General features: G+C 66.4%; 14 protein-coding genes. 5 read left to right on the top strand and 9 right to left on the bottom strand.

All coding sequences use genetic code 11. The features are described from left to right. Positions 1–91 precede the first annotated feature (91 nt). Both CR917_RS14555 and CR917_RS14550 read left to right on the top strand, forming a co-directional pair. Positions 92–2,398, top strand: a complete 2,307-nt coding sequence (locus CR917_RS14555; protein ID WP_104572533.1) for a fimbria/pilus outer membrane usher protein — start codon at positions 92–94, stop codon at positions 2,396–2,398. Beyond that, entirely contained in the window at positions 2,395–3,384 is a 990-nt protein-coding gene (locus CR917_RS14550; protein ID WP_371920437.1) for a spore coat protein U domain-containing protein, read from the top strand. Before CR917_RS14555 ends, CR917_RS14550 begins: the two co-directional genes overlap by 4 nt. Here the strand turns inward: CR917_RS14550 and CR917_RS14545 are convergent. Continuing rightward, on the bottom strand, positions 3,348–4,562 hold the full coding sequence (locus CR917_RS14545) for an MFS transporter (RefSeq protein WP_104572532.1): 1,215 nt from the start codon (positions 4,560–4,562) through the stop codon (positions 3,348–3,350). The two genes, CR917_RS14550 and CR917_RS14545, sit on opposite strands and share 37 nt — an antisense overlap. Positions 4,563–4,658: 96 nt before the next feature. Between CR917_RS14545 and CR917_RS14540 the strand changes: the two genes are divergently transcribed. After that, positions 4,659–5,114: a helix-turn-helix domain-containing protein gene (locus CR917_RS14540; protein WP_104572531.1), complete on the top strand. Its 456-nt coding sequence runs from the start codon at positions 4,659–4,661 to the stop codon at positions 5,112–5,114. A 106-nt stretch (positions 5,115–5,220) separates the two neighbouring features. Here CR917_RS14540 and CR917_RS14535 read toward each other — a convergent pair whose 3' ends face one another. From CR917_RS14535 to CR917_RS14525, 3 genes are all read right to left on the bottom strand, one after another. Further along, entirely contained in the window at positions 5,221–6,369 is a 1,149-nt protein-coding gene (locus tag CR917_RS14535; RefSeq protein WP_104572530.1) for a M14-type cytosolic carboxypeptidase, read from the bottom strand. A 48-nt stretch (positions 6,370–6,417) separates the two neighbouring features. Continuing rightward, positions 6,418–6,930 carry a DUF4880 domain-containing protein gene (locus tag CR917_RS14530; RefSeq protein ID WP_043863965.1) on the bottom strand — a complete coding sequence of 171 codons (513 nt, stop codon included), beginning with the start codon at positions 6,928–6,930 and terminating at the stop codon, positions 6,418–6,420. A gap of 434 nt (positions 6,931–7,364) precedes the next feature. Next, complete coding sequence (locus tag CR917_RS14525; protein ID WP_043863964.1) at positions 7,365–7,697, bottom strand: DUF6124 family protein; 333 nt, start codon at positions 7,695–7,697, stop codon at positions 7,365–7,367. Between the two features lie 132 nt (positions 7,698–7,829). Between CR917_RS14525 and CR917_RS14520 the strand changes: the two genes are divergently transcribed. Further along, positions 7,830–8,447: a LexA family transcriptional regulator gene (locus CR917_RS14520; protein ID WP_104572529.1), complete on the top strand. Its 618-nt coding sequence runs from the start codon at positions 7,830–7,832 to the stop codon at positions 8,445–8,447. Between the two features lie 72 nt (positions 8,448–8,519). Here the strand turns inward: CR917_RS14520 and CR917_RS14515 are convergent, their stop codons facing one another. The 4 genes from CR917_RS14515 to CR917_RS14500 form a co-directional block, all read right to left on the bottom strand. Then, entirely contained in the window at positions 8,520–10,478 is a 1,959-nt protein-coding gene (locus tag CR917_RS14515; protein WP_104572528.1) for an acetyl/propionyl/methylcrotonyl-CoA carboxylase subunit alpha, read from the bottom strand. Then, the gene (locus CR917_RS14510) at positions 10,475–11,293 is read right to left on the bottom strand and encodes a gamma-carboxygeranoyl-CoA hydratase (protein WP_043863961.1); all 819 of its coding nucleotides are present in this window, start codon (positions 11,291–11,293) and stop codon (positions 10,475–10,477) included. The genes CR917_RS14515 and CR917_RS14510 overlap by 4 nt, the downstream gene beginning before the upstream one ends. 3 nt (positions 11,294–11,296) lie before the next feature. Further along, entirely contained in the window at positions 11,297–12,901 is a 1,605-nt protein-coding gene (locus tag CR917_RS14505; RefSeq protein ID WP_104572527.1) for a carboxyl transferase domain-containing protein, read from the bottom strand. 83 nt (positions 12,902–12,984) lie between these two features. Further along, positions 12,985–14,148, bottom strand: coding sequence for an isovaleryl-CoA dehydrogenase (locus tag CR917_RS14500; protein ID WP_043863959.1), 1,164 nt, complete (start codon positions 14,146–14,148; stop codon positions 12,985–12,987). A gap of 204 nt (positions 14,149–14,352) precedes the next feature. Here CR917_RS14500 and CR917_RS14495 point away from each other — a divergent pair, with 204 nt between their 5' ends. Next, positions 14,353–16,026: an AMP-binding protein gene (locus tag CR917_RS14495; RefSeq protein ID WP_043863958.1), complete on the top strand. Its 1,674-nt coding sequence runs from the start codon at positions 14,353–14,355 to the stop codon at positions 16,024–16,026. A gap of 132 nt (positions 16,027–16,158) precedes the next feature. Here CR917_RS14495 and CR917_RS27425 read toward each other — a convergent pair whose 3' ends face one another. Next, a complete protein-coding gene (locus tag CR917_RS27425; protein WP_167400188.1) occupies positions 16,159–16,314 on the bottom strand; it encodes a hypothetical protein in 156 nt (51 codons plus the stop codon). Positions 16,315–16,434 lie beyond the last annotated feature (120 nt).

The raw sequence follows: 16,434 nt of genomic DNA, 5'->3' as shown, positions 1-16,434 counted from the left end.
CAAGGGCGCATGAAGATGGAGCAGGGGCCAGGGAGGACCCGGACATGGTGGGACGGCGTGCGTGAGTACTTCTCTGGCCTGCACCCGCAGCATGACGCTGGCGGTGCTGCTGGCGGGCAGCGCGGTCGCAGGCGAACTGCCGCCACCCCCTGCGAGTATGGAGGCTGTCGCCGATGCGCCGTTGTACCTGGAACTGGTGGTCAACCAGATGAGCAGCGCTAGCGTGGTGCTGGTACACCAGCGGGCCGGGCGCCTGTACATGGCCACCGACGACCTGCAGGCGGCGGGCGTGCAACTGCCCGGGCAGCCCGGCCCGGAACTGGCGCTGGACGCCATCGATGGCTTGCACAGCGAGTACGACAGCCAGAACCAGCGGCTGCTGGTGCAGGTGCCGGCGGCGTGGCTGCCCAACCAGCGCATCGGCGAGCGCTCGCTGGGGCCGGCCGGCGAGGCGTTGAGCAGTTTCGGCGCCTTGCTCAACTACGACGCCTACTTCAACGACACCGATGAGGGGGGCACCTACCTGGCGGCCTGGAACGAACTGCGGGTGTTCGACAGCTGGGGCACCTTCTCCACCACCGGGCAGTGGCGCCAGCGCCTCGGCGGGGCAGGCTACGAAGGCGCCCAGGAAGGTTTTCGGCGGTACGACACCACCTGGCGCTACACCGACGAGGCGCGCCTGCTGACCTTCGAGGCCGGCGATGTGCTGACCGGCGCCTTGCCCTGGACCAGCTCGGTGCGGGTGGGCGGGGTGCAGCTGTCGCGGGACTTTGCCGTGCGCCCGGACCTGGTGACCTACCCCTTGCCGGCCTTCGCCGGTGAAGCCGCGGTGCCCTCGTCGGTGGACCTGTTCATCAATGGCTACAAGAGCGCCAGTGCCGACCTGCAGCCAGGCCCCTATACCCTGACCAACGTGCCGTTCATCAACGGTGCCGGCGAGGCGGTGGTGGTGACCACCGACGCCCTTGGCCGGCAGGTCTCGACCACGTTGCCGTTCTACGTCACCAGCAGCCTGCTGCAACAGGGGCTGGCGGACTTCTCGGTGGCGGCCGGCGCCCTGCGCCGCGACTATGCCGTGCGCGACTTTGCCTACGGCCCAGGCGTTGCGGCGGGCAGCCTGCGCTATGGCCTGACCGACTACTTCACGCTGGAAAGCCATGCCGAGGCGGCCGGGTCCCTGGGCCTGGGCGGGCTGGGCGGCAACCTGCGGGTGGGCAACTTCGGCGTGCTCAACACGGCGCTGAGCCAGAGCCGCTTCGAAGGTCGCAGTGGCCAGCAGTTGAGCCTGGGCTACCAGTACAACAACCGCTGGCTGGGCTTCAACTACCAGCGCCTGGAGCGTCATGGCGACTACGCCGACCTGTCGCTGGTCGACAGCCCGTATATCCGCCTCAGCCAGCGCAGCGAGCAGGTCACCCTGAGCCTCAACCTGCAACGCTATGGCAGCCTGGGGGCGGGCTACTTCGACGTGCGCGCCGCCGACAACTCGCGCACGCGCCTGCTCAACCTCAGCTGGAGCAAGCCGCTGTGGGGCAACAGCAGCCTGTACCTGTCGGCCAACCGCGACCTGGACGACAGCCAGTGGGCGGTGCAGGCGCAGGTGGTGGTGCCCTTCGACCTGCACGGCACGCTGGCCCTGAGCCTGGAGCGCAACCAGCAGGGCGAGAACCTGCAGCGGGTCAACTACAGCCGCGCCGTACCCGCCCAGGGCGGCGTGGGGTTCAACCTGGGCTATGCCGGTGGCGACCGTGAAACCTACCGTCAGGCCGACCTGACCTGGCGCCTGCAATCGGTGCAGTTGCAGGCCGGGGTGTACGGCAGCAGCGACAACATGACCCGCTGGGCCGACGCCAGCGGCTCGGTGGTGCTGATGGACGCCGGGGTGTTCGCGGCCAATCGCATCGACGACGCCTTCGTGCTGGTCAGCACCGAAGGCTTTGCCGATGTGCCGGTGCGCTACGAGAACCAGGTGGTGGGGCACACCGACAGCCAGGGGCACCTGCTGGTGCCCTACGGCAGCGGCTACTACCGCGGCAAGTACGAGATCGACCCGCTGGAACTGCCCCCCGATGTGCGCTCGCCAAATGTGGAGCAGCGTGTGGCGGTAAGGCGCGGCGCCGGCTACCTGCTGGAATTTCCGTTGCGCCGGGTACTGGCCGCCAGCGTGGTGCTGGTGGATGCCAGCAACAACGAACTGGCCGTGGGCAGCCAGGTACGCCACGAGCAGAGCGGCGCGCTGGCGGTGGTGGGCTGGGATGGCCTGGTGTACCTGGAGGACCTGAGCGAACACAACAGCCTGGTGGTGCAACTGGCCGGAGGCGGCAGTTGCCGGGTGCAGTTCGAGCTCAAGGCGCAGGCCGACCAGGTGCCGCTGATCGGCCCGCTGGTGTGTCAGTGAAGCGCTGGCTGACGGGGCTGCTTGCGCTGCTGGCACTGCTGGCCGGCATGCGCGCCCAGGCGCTGTGCCAGGTCCTGGCAACCACGCCGGCCACTTTCGGCCTGGTCAACTCCACCCTGATACGCACCACGGTGCAGACCACCACGGCGCCCAGTGCCGGCTTGAGCTGCACCGGTTCGCTGCTGACCCTGCTGCGTTCGGATGACTCCTTCAAGGCCACCTTCACCGCCAACAACGGCACCACCGGGCTGGTGGGCCCCACCGGCGACGTCATCCTCTACACGCTGTACGCCAACAACAGCACCAGCTACCCGATCACCCGGGGCCAGCCCTACGATTTTGCGCGCAACGGCATCATCGATGCCCTGGGCCTGCTCGGCGGCACCTCGCCCAAGACCGTGCCCATCTACCTGCGCACGCAAATGACCAGCAACGTGGCGGCCGGCCTGTACCAGGAGACGTTCACCGTGGCCTGGAGCATCGACTATTGCTGGGGGCTGGGTCTGGGCAGCGCCTGTCTGGGGCGGCAGGTGTTCAACGCCACTACCACCCTGACCATCAACCTGACCGTCACCAACGACTGCCAGATCAGCTCGCCCAACATCGTGTTCGGCAGCGCGCCGGTGGTCAGCGGGTTCGCCACGGTGAGCCAGAACGTCAACCTGGCCTGTACCAAGGGCAGTGCCTACACGGTGGGGCTGGATGACGGGCAGAACGTGGCAGGCGGGCGTCGGCGCATGAAATCCAGCGCCGGCAACTACCTGGCCTATGACATCTTCAAGAGTGGCGGGGGCGTGCGCTGGGGCAGCCTGAGCAGTGCGCGGCGCGCCAGCAGCGACGCCGACATCAACCCGGGCAACGGCAATGGCAGTGGCAGCGCGGCCGGCAGCCAGGTGTTCAACTACAACGCCAGGGTCTACACCGACCAGGCCACGCCGCCGGCCGGCGACTACCTGGACAGCGTGATACTCGACGTGCAGTTCTGAGCCGGCTGGCGCACGGTGCGCCACCAATACCCCAGTGCCAGCACATTCAACCCCGCACCCAGCACGCATACCAGCAGCCAGCCGCCCCAGGCGTAGGCCAGCGTCGAGGCCAGCGAGCCCAGTGCACTGCCGATGGAGTAGAGCAGCATGTAGGCGGCGGTGAGCCGGCTGTGAGTATCGGCCGGCAGGCGGTAGATCAGGCTCTGGCTGGCCACGTGCAGCGCCTGCAGGCCCAGGTCGAACACCACCACCCCCAGCAGCAGTGCCCACAGCGATTGCTGGGTGAGGGCGATGGCGCCCCATGAACCGATCATCAGCAGCAGCGAGAGGCCGCTGACCCGTTGCCCCAGGCCACGGTCGGCCAGCCCGCCGGCACGCGCGGCGGCCAGCGCCCCGGCTGCGCCGGCCAGGCCGAACAGGCCCACCTCGGTTGCCGACAACGACAGCGGCGGGGCGCTCAGGGGCAGTACCAGCGGGGTCCACAGCACCATGGCCGAGGCGAAGCTGAGCATCGCCAGCAGGGCGCGCTGGCGCAGCACCGGCTGCTCGCGCACCAGTTGCCACAACGACACCAGCAGCGCGCCGTAGCCAGTGTTGGGGCGCGCAGCCGTGTGTGCGGGCAGCACGCGCCACAGCAGCAGGGTCATCAGCAGGGTCAGCGCTGCCGACAGGGCGTAGATCGAGCGCCAGCCGGCCAGATCGGCCATCGCCCCGGACAGGGTGCGGGCCAGCAGGATGCCGATCACGATACCGCTGGTGACCATGCCCACCACATGCCCGCGTTCGGTGTCGGCCGATACGCTGGCGGCATGCGCCACCAGCAGTTGCGCCACCACCGCCAACAGGCCGGTCAGGGCCATGCCGACAAACAGCCAGGCGCTGCTGGTGGCCAGGGCGATCATCAGCAGGGCCAGCACCGACAGCAGCGACTGCAGCACGATCAGCCGGCGCCGCTCGAACAGGTCGCCCAGAGGCACCAGCAGTATCAGGCCCAGGCCGTAGCCCACCTGGGTCAGGGTCACCACCAGCCCCACCAGCGCCGGGTCGATGGCGAAGTCGCGGGCCATCGCGTCCAGCAGTGGCTGGGCGTAATACACGTTGGCCACCGCCAGTGCGCAGGCGACGGAGAACAGCAGGGCGAGCCACGGCGAAAGCCGGGGCGCAGGGGAGGCGGGCATGGCGATATCCTATGTGGTTGCATAATGAAACTGGTTGTATGCTGAGAGGACCGGTTTTATATTGCAACTACTTTTTTCAGCCTGCCGAGAGCGATCATGGTTCAACGTACCCGCCTGCAAGATGCCGAATGCCCGGTGGCCCGGTCACTGGACGCGATCGGTGACTGGTGGTCGCTGTTGATCGTGCGTGATGCGTTTGATGGCTTGCGCCGCTTTGGCGAGTTCCAGCGCAACCTGGGCATGGCCAAGAACATTTTGGCCTCGCGCTTGCGCCAGTTGGTGGAGCACCGGATTCTGGAGCTGGTGCCGGCGTCGGATGGCAGCGCGTACCAGGAGTACGTGCTGACCGAGAAGGGGCGCGGGTTGTTTCCCTTGATCGTGGGGCTGCGCCAGTGGGGCGAGGCGTTTTTCTACCAGCCTGGCGAGGCGCATTCGGTGCTGGTGGACCGCCAGAGCGGGGCGCCGGTGGGCCCGCTGCAGCTGCGAGCGGCGGATGGGCGGGTGCTGGGGCCGGATGATTGTGTGCGGGTGGCGGGGCCGCCGCCGGGCTGACCTGCCTCATCGCGGGTCAGGCCCGCTCCTACAGGGCACTGCAAGCCTTGTGGGAGCGGGCTTGACCCGCGATGGGGAGCGCTGCGGGGCGACGGTGCGCCAGCCCCTAGCGCAGCGCTGCGACCAGCTTCGCCAAGGTGTCGATCACCGCGCTGCCCAGCGCCTTGGAGCGTTCACCCGACCAGCCGGTCACCGCATCGGGCGCGTCGTCGTGATCCTTGAACGGCATCTCCAGGGTCAGCGACAGGCAGTCATGCGCCTGGCCCACCGCATTGCATGCCAGGGTCATGTTGGCCTGCCCAGGCTTGCTGCGCGGGTAGCCGTGGGTGGTCTGGAAGTCCCGTGTCACGCTGCACAGGGTGCTGCGAAAACGCTCCTCCAGTGCCGCGATCCGATCCGTGTAGCCCGGGTTGCCTTCGCACCCGGCCGTGAACACATGGGGTATTTCCTCATCGCCATGGGCATCCAGGAACAGGTCCACGCCATACAGCTTCATCTGCTGCTGGGCGAACAGCACCTCAGGGGTGTGTTCGATGTTCGCATCCTGCCAGGCGCGGTTGAGGTCCTTGCCCCTGGCATTGGTGCGCAGGTGCCCGGCAGCGGCACCGTCCGGGTTCATGTTGGGGATCAGGTACAGGTCGGCGACCGCCAGCAGGGCCTGCACGGTGGCATCGTTGCCCTGTATGCGGTCGATCACGCCCTCCATGAACCACTCGGCCATGTGCTCGCCGGGGTGCTGCTGGGCGATGATCCACAGCTTGCGCTTGCCCGCGCCCCCGTCGCCCGCCCGCAGCAACGGGATATCGCGCCCTTCGACGCTGCGCCCGGTGGCCAGCAGTTCGACGCCCGGCAAGGCGCTGGCGCGTTCGATCAGCTGATTGTGCCGCGCGCGCGGGTAGGGCTCGAAGTAGGCGAACCAGGCCTGTGTTTCGCGGGGCTCAAGGCTGAAGTGCAGGGCCTTGCCGTCGTAGCGGGTCGGCACGCGAAACCAGCTCTGCTGGTCGTAGGACGCTACCGCCTGGTAGCCCTCCCATGCGGCGCTATAGGACGACTGGCTGGCGTTGTCCAGGCTGAAGGCGTGGGTATGCCCGGGCGTCAGCCCGCTGGCCTTGAAGTGAAACCACTGGAAATGCCCGCTGTGGGTGTCGGGGCGGATGTTCAGGTGAATCCGGGACGGGTTGCCGGCATCGACGAGCAGGATGTTGCCGGCATCGAATGCGCAATCGATGCTAACGGGGGACAGCGTCACGGTCATGGCCAAGCTCCGGTAGAGTTGTTGTGCCAACCACTCTACACCCCTGGATCACGACCAGAAACCGATCGCCAGCGCCGCTGCCAACCCCAGGCCGAGCGCCACCGAGCAGCCTCCCAGCGAAACACCGGCCCAGGCCTGGCGATACCAGTGCCCATCACCCAGTTGCCGGGCCGGTGCCAGCAGGTTGCGCCAGCGCAGTTCGGTGGCATGGAACGCATGCAGGTGTTCGGGGGCGGCATCCAGCCAGCGGCGAAAGTCGATGCGCTCGCTGGCGGTGATGTCCGGGCTCTGCAGGCGCACATACCATTGCGCCGCCGCAGTGCTGGAGGCGCTGCGCACCGGCAGGGCGGCTTGCAGTACCTGGCCCATGTGCCGTTCCACGGTCGGTGCGCCGATATCCAGGCGCTGGGCGATGGCGGCGAACGACAGTTGATCGAGACGATTGAGCAGGAACACCTGCTGTACCCGGCGTGGCAGCTTTTTCAGGCGCACGAGCAGGGCATCTTCGCCGAGGTCGGCGCTATCGTGATGGTGTTCAAGGGGCAGCAACAGACGGGTCATGTACGAGCTCCTTGCAGAAAGAAACGACTGAAGAGAAGGGGGCGTCTTCCCTGACGCTGCGACAGCTTAATCTACATGAGATTGATTCTCAAGTGCTGAATCGGCAAAGGCTTCCCTCGGGGTTACATATCGAGACATACATTTGCTATCATCGCTGCCATTCAAGCACCACCCGCCTTCATTAGCCTGAAGAGCCAAAAAAAAAGACCCGGCAAAAAGCCGGGTCAAAAACCGTGATTAGCCTGATGAGGAGATAATCTGAGAGTCCGACCTAAGGGCTTTCAGTTATCCAACCAGTCTCGCGACCAGTTGTTTGCAATAATAATCGTTCTCATTTTCAAGTCAAATGAATTTTCTGTTATCCAGCAAAAAATTCCGCATCGCTGTGCCTGGTCGTTGAACCACGGCCTGCCCCACCGCCGTTCCCGTTGCCATCATCCCTCCCTTGATTGAAGCTCCTGCCGCCTGGCCTGTTCCGCGAGGCTGCGGTCCAGCAGCGCCCTGGCCATGTTGATCATGTGCATCACCGAGAAGGCCATGTCCCGTGGGTTGCCCTTGAGGTTGTCGGCCGACTCGTAGGCGCTGGCTGCGGCGCAGCGCAGCATGCTCGAGGCGTGTTCGGTGGCCGCTTCGGCCGAGAGGTCCTGGCGGGCGATGAACAGCTGGTCGTCCGTGTGGCTGACCGTAGATGGGGTAGGGTTGAGGTAATAGTCCAGTGCGCGGCGTGCCGCTTCGCTGTCCAGGTCGTTGAAAGGGGGTGGGGTCATGGGGCTGCCTTCCTTGTGGTGAGTAGGAAAAGATTACCCTTCAATCCTAAGTACATGTTGTATTGTATTCCATCGCTTAAATACTACAGATTATGTATTGAGTCGCTGCTGTCAGTCCGTATCGTGCCAGCGATGAAAAAATGGAATGAACTGGCGAAAGCCAGAATGCGCGAGCTGGGCCTCACGCAGGAGAAACTGGCCGAACGCCTCGGGGTGACCCAAGGTGGCGTTGGCCATTGGATTCGGGGAAGGAACAACCCACCGCTGGCCACCATCGACGAAATCCTGCGGATACTGGGCATGGGGCGCATGGGCGTGGTCTGCGACGACGCCGTCGCGGAGCCGTCCGGGGTGTATGCCACACCGGCGCTGGGTGCATTCCGCTACCCGCTGTCGGACTGGGAGCACCTGGGCGAGCCTGTCGAAGGCGCGCCGACCGTGCTCAGCGACCACCTGGCCGATGGCCCGTGCTACTGGCTGACGGTGGAAGGTGACGCGATGAATTCGCCCATGGGCCTGAGCGTGCCGGCGGGCATGATGGTGCTGGTGGACAGCGGTCGAACTGCCGAGATCGGCGCGCTGGTGATCGCGCGCCTGCCCGGCAATCCTGTCGCGGTGTTTCGCCAGCTGGTCGAGGAGGCTGGTCAGCGGTACTTGCAGCCGCTCAATCCCACCTGGCCCAAACTGACGTGGGAGGAGGGCACCGAGGTGCTCGGTGTGGTGGTGCAGGCGTCTATCCGGCTGGGCTGAAAAGCGTCGCTGGCAAGCCGGCCCACACAGGGTTTCGTGGCGCCCACAAAACCCTGTGCAGGTGCAGCGCCGTCAGCCTTCCTGAACCTCCAGCTCCACCAGCGCGGCCCCTTCGCTGACCATCTCGCCTTCCTGGCAATACAGCGCCTTGACCGTCCCCGCCTGGGGTGCGCGGATGCTGTGCTCCATCTTCATGGCCTCCAGCACCACCAGTTGCGTGCCGGCTTCGACCACCTGACCGACCTCCACCAATACCCGCACGATGCTGCCGTTCATGGGCGCACTCATGCCGCCCTGGTGCGCATGGCCGGCGTCCGCCTCGGCAATCGGGTCGAAAGCGCTTACCCCGTGCAGCTCGCCATCCCACTCCAGATACAGCGTTTGCCCACGGCGCACGGCCAGGTGCCTGCGCCGCACGCCTTCGTGCTCGATCACCAGGTGCTCGCCGTCCATGCGCGCGGACACCGATCCGGGGTTCAGGCTCAGTGCCCGGTCTTCGCCATTGCAGCGCAGGTGCAGGGCGGTCTGCGCCGGTACGCCCGGCCTGAAACCGGTGGCGGCTGCCCACGGCGAGTGCCGGTCATCAGCGCGCACGCAGGCGGGGCGCGATTGCTGGAAGGCCTGCCCGGCGGCCTGCCAGAACGCTGTCGGCAACGCGACGGGGGCGGGCAGCAGTTGATCCTGATAGCGCGGGATGAACCCGGTATCCAGTTCGGCCTCGGCAAAGGCGCGGTGGGCCAGGATGCGGCGCAGGAAAGCGATGTTGGTCTTAAGGCCGCCAATGGCGAAGCTGTCGAGCATCGCCAGCAGGCGCAGGCGTGCCTGTTCCCGGTTCTCGCCCCAGGCAATCAGCTTGCCCAGCATCGGGTCGTAGAACGGCGAGATGCTGTCACCTTCGCACACGCCGCTGTCGACCCGGCGCCCTTCGCCCGGCGCCGACTCGCGGTACAGCGCCAGGTGCCCGGTGGCCGGCAGAAAGTCGTTGGCCGGGTCCTCGGCGTACAGGCGTACCTCGATGGCATGCCCGTGCAGCGGCACCTGATCCTGCGTCAGCGGCAGCGCCTCGCCGCATGCCACGCGGATCTGCCAGGCCACCAGGTCCAGGCCGGTGATCGCCTCGGTCACCGGGTGCTCCACCTGCAGGCGGGTGTTCATTTCCATGAAGAAGAATTCGCCGCGGGCATCGAGCAGGAACTCGACCGTGCCTGCGCCCACATAGCCGATGGCCTGGGCCGCACGTACCGCCGCCTCGCCCATGGCCTGGCGCTGCGCCGGGCTCAGGCCGGGGGCCGGGGCTTCCTCGACCACCTTCTGGTGACGACGCTGGATCGAGCAGTCGCGCTCGTTCAGGTACAGGCAGTTGCCATGCTGGTCGGCGAACACCTGGATTTCGACGTGACGCGGCTTGAGCACGTACTTTTCGACCAGCATGCGTGCATCGCCGAACGACGACAGCGCTTCACGCTGGGCCGAGGCCAGGGCTTCACCCAGCTGGCTTTCCTGCTCGACCACCTTCATGCCCTTGCCACCGCCACCGGCGGTGGCCTTGAGCAGTACGGGGTAGCCGATGCGCTGGGCGGCCGCGCGGAAGGTCTCCAGGTCCTGGGCTTCGCCGTGGTAGCCAGGCACCAGCGGTACCCCGGCCACTTCCATCAGCGCCTTGGCCGCCGACTTGCTGCCCATTGCGTCGATGGCACTGGCCGGCGGGCCGAGGAAGATCAGCCCGGCCTCTTCGATGGCCCGGGCAAAGCCTGCGTTCTCCGACAGAAAGCCGTAGCCCGGGTGTATCGCCTGGGCGCCGCTGGCCTTGGCCGCGGCAATCAGCCTGGGGATGTCCAGGTAGCTCTCGGCCGCCTTGGCGCCACCCAGGTCAACCCGGATATCCGCTTCGCGGCTGTGCCGCGCATCGCGGTCGATGGCGCTGTGCACGGCCACGGTGGTCAGGCCCATGGCCTTGGCGGTGCGCATCACGCGGCAGGCGATCTCGCCACGGTTGGCGACCAGCAGGGTGGTCAGCAGAGGGCGGCTCATGGGCGTGGCTCCTTGTCCGAAGCGGGGGTTTGCCAGGCTGGCGTGCGTTTTTCGAGGAAGGCGCGCAGGCCCTCCTGGCCTTCGGCGCTCACGCGGATACGCGCAATGGCGCCTTCACAGTAGCGGCGCAGGGCAGGGGTGAGCTCACCATTGCCCACTTCGCGCAGCAGCTCCTTGCTGGCGCACATGGCCTGCGGGCTGTTGAGCAGCAGGTTGTCGACCCAGCGCTCGACCTCGGCATCCAGCTGCGCGGCCGGGCAGGTTTCGGCCAGCAGGCCCAGTTCGCGGGCCCGCTCGCCGCTGAAGCGTTCGGCGGTCAGGGCATAGCGGCGGGTGGCGCGCTCGCCCATGGCCTGCACCACGAACGGGCTGATCACCGCCGGCGCCAGGCCGATGCGCACTTCAGACAGGCACAGCTGCGCGTCGTCGGCACCGATGGCCATGTCGCAGCAACTGATCAGCCCCACGGCACCGCCGAAGGCTGCGCCCTGGACCACCGCCAGGGTCGGCACCTTGAGCCGCGCCAGGTTGTACATCAGCTCGGCCAGCTCGCGGGCGTCGTCCAGGTTGGTGTTGTAGTCCAGCTGCGCCGACTGCTGCATCCAGGCAAGGTCGGCGCCGGCACTGAAGTGCCGGCCGCGCCCGCGCAGCACCATGAAGCGCAGGCTGGCGTCGTTGCCGATCTGGTCGATGGCGATGATCAGTTCGCGGATCATCTGCGCGTTGAAGGCGTTGTTCTTGGCCTCGCGGCTCAGCCACAGGGTGGCGAAGCCGCGTGGGTCGCGAATCAGTTCAAGGGTAGAGAAGTCGCTCATCGGTCACATCCGGAAAATGCCGAAACGGCTCGGTTCGATCGGGGCATTGAGGGCTGCCGAGAGGGCCAGGCCGAGAATCTCGCGGGTTTGCGCAGGGTCGATGACGCCGTCGTCCCACAGCCGGGCGCTGGAATAGTAGGGGTGGCCCTGGTGTTCGTACTGGTCCAGGATCGGCTGCTTGAGCTGCGCCTCGTCCTGCGGGCTGAAAACCTGGCCGCTGCGCTCGTTTTGTTCGCGCTTGACCTGGGCCAGCACGCCTGCGGCCTGTTCGGCGCCCATCACGCCGATGCGCGCGTTGGGCCACATCCACAGAAAGCGCGGGTCGTAGGCACGCCCGCACATGCCATAGTTGCCGGCACCGAAGCTGCCGCCGATGATCACGGTGAACTTGGGCACCTGGGCACAGGCCACTGCGGTCACCAGCTTGGCGCCATGCTTGGCGATGCCGCCGGCCTCGTACTTCTGGCCCACCATGAAGCCGGTGATGTTCTGCAGGAACAGCAGCGGGATGCCGCGCTGGCAGGCCAGCTCGATGAAGTGCGCGCCTTTCTGCGCGGCCTCGGCGAACAGGATGCCGTTGTTGGCCAGAATCGCCACCGGGTAGCCGTGCAGGTGGGCAAAGCCGCACACCAGCGTGGTACCGAACAGCGCCTTGAACTCGTCGAACAGCGAGCCGTCCACCAGGCGCGCGATCACCTCGCGCACATCGAACGGCTGCTTGGCATCGGCCGGCACCACGCCGTACAGCTCGTCGGCTGTGTACAGCGGGGCGATCGGGGTGCGCACCTGCAGCTGGCCCAGCTTGCGCCAGTTGAGGTTGGCCACGCAGCGCCGGGCGATGGCCAGGGCGTGTTCGTCGTTGTCGGCATAGTGGTCGGCCACGCCGCTGACCTTGCAGTGCACGTCGGCACCGCCCAGGTCTTCGGCGCTGACCACCTCGCCGGTGGCGGCTTTGACCAGCGGCGGGCCGGCCAGGAAGATGGTGGCCTGCTGGCGCACCATGATCGCCTCGTCGGCCATGGCCGGCACGTAGGCACCGCCGGCGGTGCACGAGCCCATCACCACGGCGATCTGCGGGATGCCCTGGGCGCTCATGGTGGCCTGGTTGAAGAAGATGCGGCCGAAGTGCTCGCGGTCGGGGAACACCTCGTCCTGGCGCGGCAGGTTGGCGCCGCCGGAGTCCACCAGGTACACGCAGGGCAGGCGGTTCTGCTGGGCGATGGTCTGGGCGCGCAGGTGCTTCTTGACGGTCAGCGGGTAGTACGAGCCGCCTTTGACCGTGGCGTCGTTGGCCACGATCATGCACTCCACGCCCTCGATGCGGCCGATGCCGGCGATCACGCCGGCGGCAGGCACGTCTTCGCCGTACACCTCGTGGGCGGCCAGCTGGCCGATCTCCAGAAACGGCGAACCCGGGTCGAGCAGGCGGTCGATGCGGTCGCGCGGCAGCAACTTGCCGCGTGAGGTGTGGCGCTCCTGGGCCTTGGGCCCGCCGCCCTGGTGCACGCTGGCGAGCAGGTCACGCAGGCCTTGCACCTGTTCGAGCATGGCCGCGCTGTTGAGCGCGAATTCGGGCGCGCGGGGGTTCAACTGAGACTTCAGAATCATCGTGGCTCCTGGCGCAGCTTCAAGCGGCAAGCTCCAAGCTGCAAGAGTGGGTCTGCGTTATGGCGGCGTTGCCGCTGAGCGCCTCAGCGCGTCTCGTTGAACAGCTCGCGACCGATCAGCATGCGCCGGATCTCGCTGGTGCCGGCGCCGATCTCGTACAGCTTGGCGTCGCGCAGCAGGCGGCCTGCGGGGAACTCGTTGATGTAGCCGTTGCCGCCCAGAATCTGGATTGCCTCGAGGGCCATCTGGGTGGCGCGCTCGGCGGTGTAGAGGATCACCCCGGCGGCGTCCTTGCGGGTGGTCTCGGCGCGATCGCAGGCCTGGGCCACGGCATACAGGTAGGCGCGGCTGGCATTGAGCTGGGTGTACATGTCGGCGATCTTGCCCTGGATCAGCTGGAACTCGCCGATGCTCTGGCCGAACTGCTTGCGGTCGTGGATGTAGGGCACCACCAGGTCCATGCACGCCTGCATGATCCCGGTAGGGCCGCCGGAGAGCACCACACGCTCGTAGTCCAGGCCGCTCATCAGCACCTTCACGCCACCGTTGAGCTGGCCGAGGATGTTCTCCTGGGGCACCTCGACGTTGTCGAAGAACAGCTCGCAGGTGTTGGAGCCGCGCATGCCCAGCTTGTCGAACTTGTTGCTGCGGCTGAAGCCAGCCCAGTCGCGCTCGACGATGAACGCGGTGATGCCGTGGGGGCCCTTTTCCAGGTCGGTCTTGGCGTAGATCACGTAGGTGTTGGCGTCGGGGCCGTTGGTGATCCAGGTCTTGCTGCCGTTGAGCACGAAGCGGTCGCCGCGCTGTTCGGCACGCAGTTTCATCGACACCACGTCGGAGCCGGCGTTGGGCTCGCTCATGGCCAGGGCGCCGATGTGCTCGCCGCTGATCAGCTTGGGCAGGTATTTGGCTTTCTGTTCGGCGGTGCCGTTGCGGTTGATCTGGTTGACGCAGAGGTTGGAGTGGGCGCCGTAGGAGAGCGCGACCGAGGCCGAGCCGCGGCTGATTTCTTCCATGGCCACCACGTGGGCCAGGTAGCCCAGGCCCGCGCCGCCGTATTCTTCGCTGACGGTGATGCCCAGCAGGCCCATGTCGCCGAACTTGCGCCACATGTCGGCGGGGAACAGGTTGTCCTGGTCGATCTGCGCCGCACGCGGGGCCAGCTCGGCTGCGACGAACGCCTGCACCTGGTCGCGGAGCATGTCGATGGTTTCGCCCAGGGCGAAGTTCAGGGTCGGATAACGCATGCTGGCACCTTTCTTGTCGATTGTTCTTTGAGTGGCGTGGTGGTTGACCCGCGATCAAGGCGCTGCGATCTGTCACCTTTACGTTAACGTAAACCCCGCACCGAACACTGTCAATCTCCCCATGACCTTTACGTTAACGTTAATTTGCGCCACATTAGGTCTCGCGTGAATCAGCACCCACAACAATCACAATACGGGGTCGTCATGAATCAACCGAGCTACACCCAGGGTCGCCAGGACAAACCGCTGCTGGCCATGACCATCGGCCAGGCCCTGGACAACACCGTGGCGCGCTTTGCCGAGCGCGAGGCACTGGTGGTACGCCACCAGCAACTGCGCTACAGCTGGCGCGAACTGGCCGACAGCATCGACCTGCATGCCCGCGCCCTGATGGCGCTGGGCCTGAAGACCGGCGACCGCCTGGGTATCTGGGCGCCCAACTGCGCGCAGTGGTGCATCGCCCAGTTCGCCACCGCCAAAATCGGCGTGATCCTGGTCAACATCAACCCGGCCTACCGCACCAGCGAACTGGAATACGTGCTGCGCCAGTCTGCCTGCCAGTGGCTGATCTGCGCCGGCACCTTCAAGACCTCCGACTACCATGCCATGCTCGGCGAACTGCTGCCGGAGCTGGCGCACCAGGCGCCAGGCCAGCTCAATGGCGAGCGCCTGCCCGACCTGCGCGGGCTGATCAGCCTCGACGACGCGCCGCCGGGCGGCTTCCTGCCGTGGGCGGCGCTGGCCGGCATGGCCGAGCAGGTCGCCCCGGCCGAGTACCAGCAGCGCCAGCAGAGCCTGCAGTTCGACCAGCCGGTGAACATCCAGTACACCTCCGGCACCACGGGCTTCCCCAAGGGCGCGACCCTGAGCCACTACAACATCCTCAACAACGGCTACATGGTCGGCGAGAGCCTGGGCCTGACCGAGCATGACCGCATGGTGATCCCGGTGCCGCTGTACCACTGCTTCGGCATGGTCATGGGCAACCTGGGCTGCATCACCCACGGCACCACCATGATCTACCCCAACGACGCCTTCGACCCGCTGCTGACCCTCGAAGGCGTAGCCCGCGAGCGCGCCACCGTGCTGTACGGGGTGCCGACCATGTTCATCGCGCTGCTCGACCAGCCGCGGCGCGGCGACTACGATCTGAGCAGCCTGCGCACCGGCATCATGGCCGGTGCTACCTGCCCGATCGAAGTGATGCGTCGGGTGATCGACCAGTTGCACATGGGCGAGGTGCAGATCGCCTACGGCATGACCGAGACCAGCCCGGTGTCGCTGCAGACCGGCCCGGACGACGAGCTGGAGCTGCGCGTGACCACGGTGGGGCGCACCCAGCCGCAGCTGGAGAGCAAGATCGTCGACGAACACGGCTGCATCGTGCCGCGTGGCACCATCGGCGAGCTGTGCACCCGCGGCTACAGCGTGATGCTGGGCTACTGGGGCAACCCGGCGGCCACCAGCGAGGCGATCGACCCGGCGGGCTGGATGCACACCGGCGACCTGGCGAGCATGGACGAGCAGGGCTACGTGTGCATTGCCGGGCGCAACAAGGACATGATCATTCGCGGTGGCGAGAACATCTACCCGCGCGAGCTGGAGGAGTTCTTCTTTACCCACCCGTCGGTGGCGGACGTGCAGGTGATCGGCATTCCGGATGAGCGTTACGGCGAGGAGATCGTGGCGTGGATCAAGCTGCACCCTGGGCACAGCGCCACCGATGGGGAGCTGCAGGCCTGGTGCAAGAGCCGCATCGCGCACTTCAAGACGCCGCGACATTTTCGTTTCGTCGAGGAGTTTCCGATGACGGTGACCGGCAAGATCCAGAAGTTTCGCATGCGCGAGATCAGCATCGAGGAGTTGTGCAACCGTTGAGCTCGGCGTTTCAGCCATCGCGGGTCAAGCCCGCTCCCACAGGTATCGCGCATTTCTGTAAACCACCGCACTCCTGTGGGAGCGGGCTTGACCCGCGATGGGCACACCGCAGTGCAACTGCCAGATCCCGGTCTACGCTTGCACCTTCACCGGCGGCTCTTCACTGGGCGGGTCGCCCACGGGCTCCTGCTCCTTGGGCGGCTCAGGCTCCTTCTCGGGCACCGGTGGTGGCAGATTGGGGTCATCGATATTCGGATCGGGCGTTTCAGCAGGAATAGGAATATTCATGGGCCGAACCTCACATAAAGGGCTGTTCAAAGGCTGACCCATTCTTCGACCGTGGCCGCGCCGCATCGCTCATTTTTTATTGAACCCCCACGCCTGCCATTGCTCTGAACCTTACCGTCA

The organism is Pseudomonas sp. BRM28, assembly GCF_002939405.1.
GTDB lineage: Bacteria > Pseudomonadota > Gammaproteobacteria > Pseudomonadales > Pseudomonadaceae > Aquipseudomonas > Aquipseudomonas palmensis.
Note: the sequence above shows the minus strand (reverse complement) of the source record. Positions and strands in the feature narration are given on the sequence as shown.

Coding starts and splice junctions, on each gene's coding strand:
- CR917_RS14555 (WP_104572533.1), top strand. CDS start 92: ATGACGCTGGCGGTGCTGCTGGCGGGCAGCGCGGTCGCAGGCGAACTG.
- CR917_RS14545 (WP_104572532.1), bottom strand. CDS start 4,562: ATGCCCGCCTCCCCTGCGCCCCGGCTTTCGCCGTGGCTCGCCCTGCTG.
- CR917_RS14540 (WP_104572531.1), top strand. CDS start 4,659: ATGGTTCAACGTACCCGCCTGCAAGATGCCGAATGCCCGGTGGCCCGG.
- CR917_RS14535 (WP_104572530.1), bottom strand. CDS start 6,369: ATGACCGTGACGCTGTCCCCCGTTAGCATCGATTGCGCATTCGATGCC.
- CR917_RS14530 (WP_043863965.1), bottom strand. CDS start 6,930: ATGACCCGTCTGTTGCTGCCCCTTGAACACCATCACGATAGCGCCGAC.
- CR917_RS14525 (WP_043863964.1), bottom strand. CDS start 7,697: ATGACCCCACCCCCTTTCAACGACCTGGACAGCGAAGCGGCACGCCGC.
- CR917_RS14520 (WP_104572529.1), top strand. CDS start 7,830: ATGAAAAAATGGAATGAACTGGCGAAAGCCAGAATGCGCGAGCTGGGC.
- CR917_RS14515 (WP_104572528.1), bottom strand. CDS start 10,478: ATGAGCCGCCCTCTGCTGACCACCCTGCTGGTCGCCAACCGTGGCGAG.
- CR917_RS14510 (WP_043863961.1), bottom strand. CDS start 11,293: ATGAGCGACTTCTCTACCCTTGAACTGATTCGCGACCCACGCGGCTTC.
- CR917_RS14505 (WP_104572527.1), bottom strand. CDS start 12,901: ATGATTCTGAAGTCTCAGTTGAACCCCCGCGCGCCCGAATTCGCGCTC.
- CR917_RS14500 (WP_043863959.1), bottom strand. CDS start 14,148: ATGCGTTATCCGACCCTGAACTTCGCCCTGGGCGAAACCATCGACATG.
- CR917_RS14495 (WP_043863958.1), top strand. CDS start 14,353: ATGAATCAACCGAGCTACACCCAGGGTCGCCAGGACAAACCGCTGCTG.
- CR917_RS27425 (WP_167400188.1), bottom strand. CDS start 16,314: ATGAATATTCCTATTCCTGCTGAAACGCCCGATCCGAATATCGATGAC.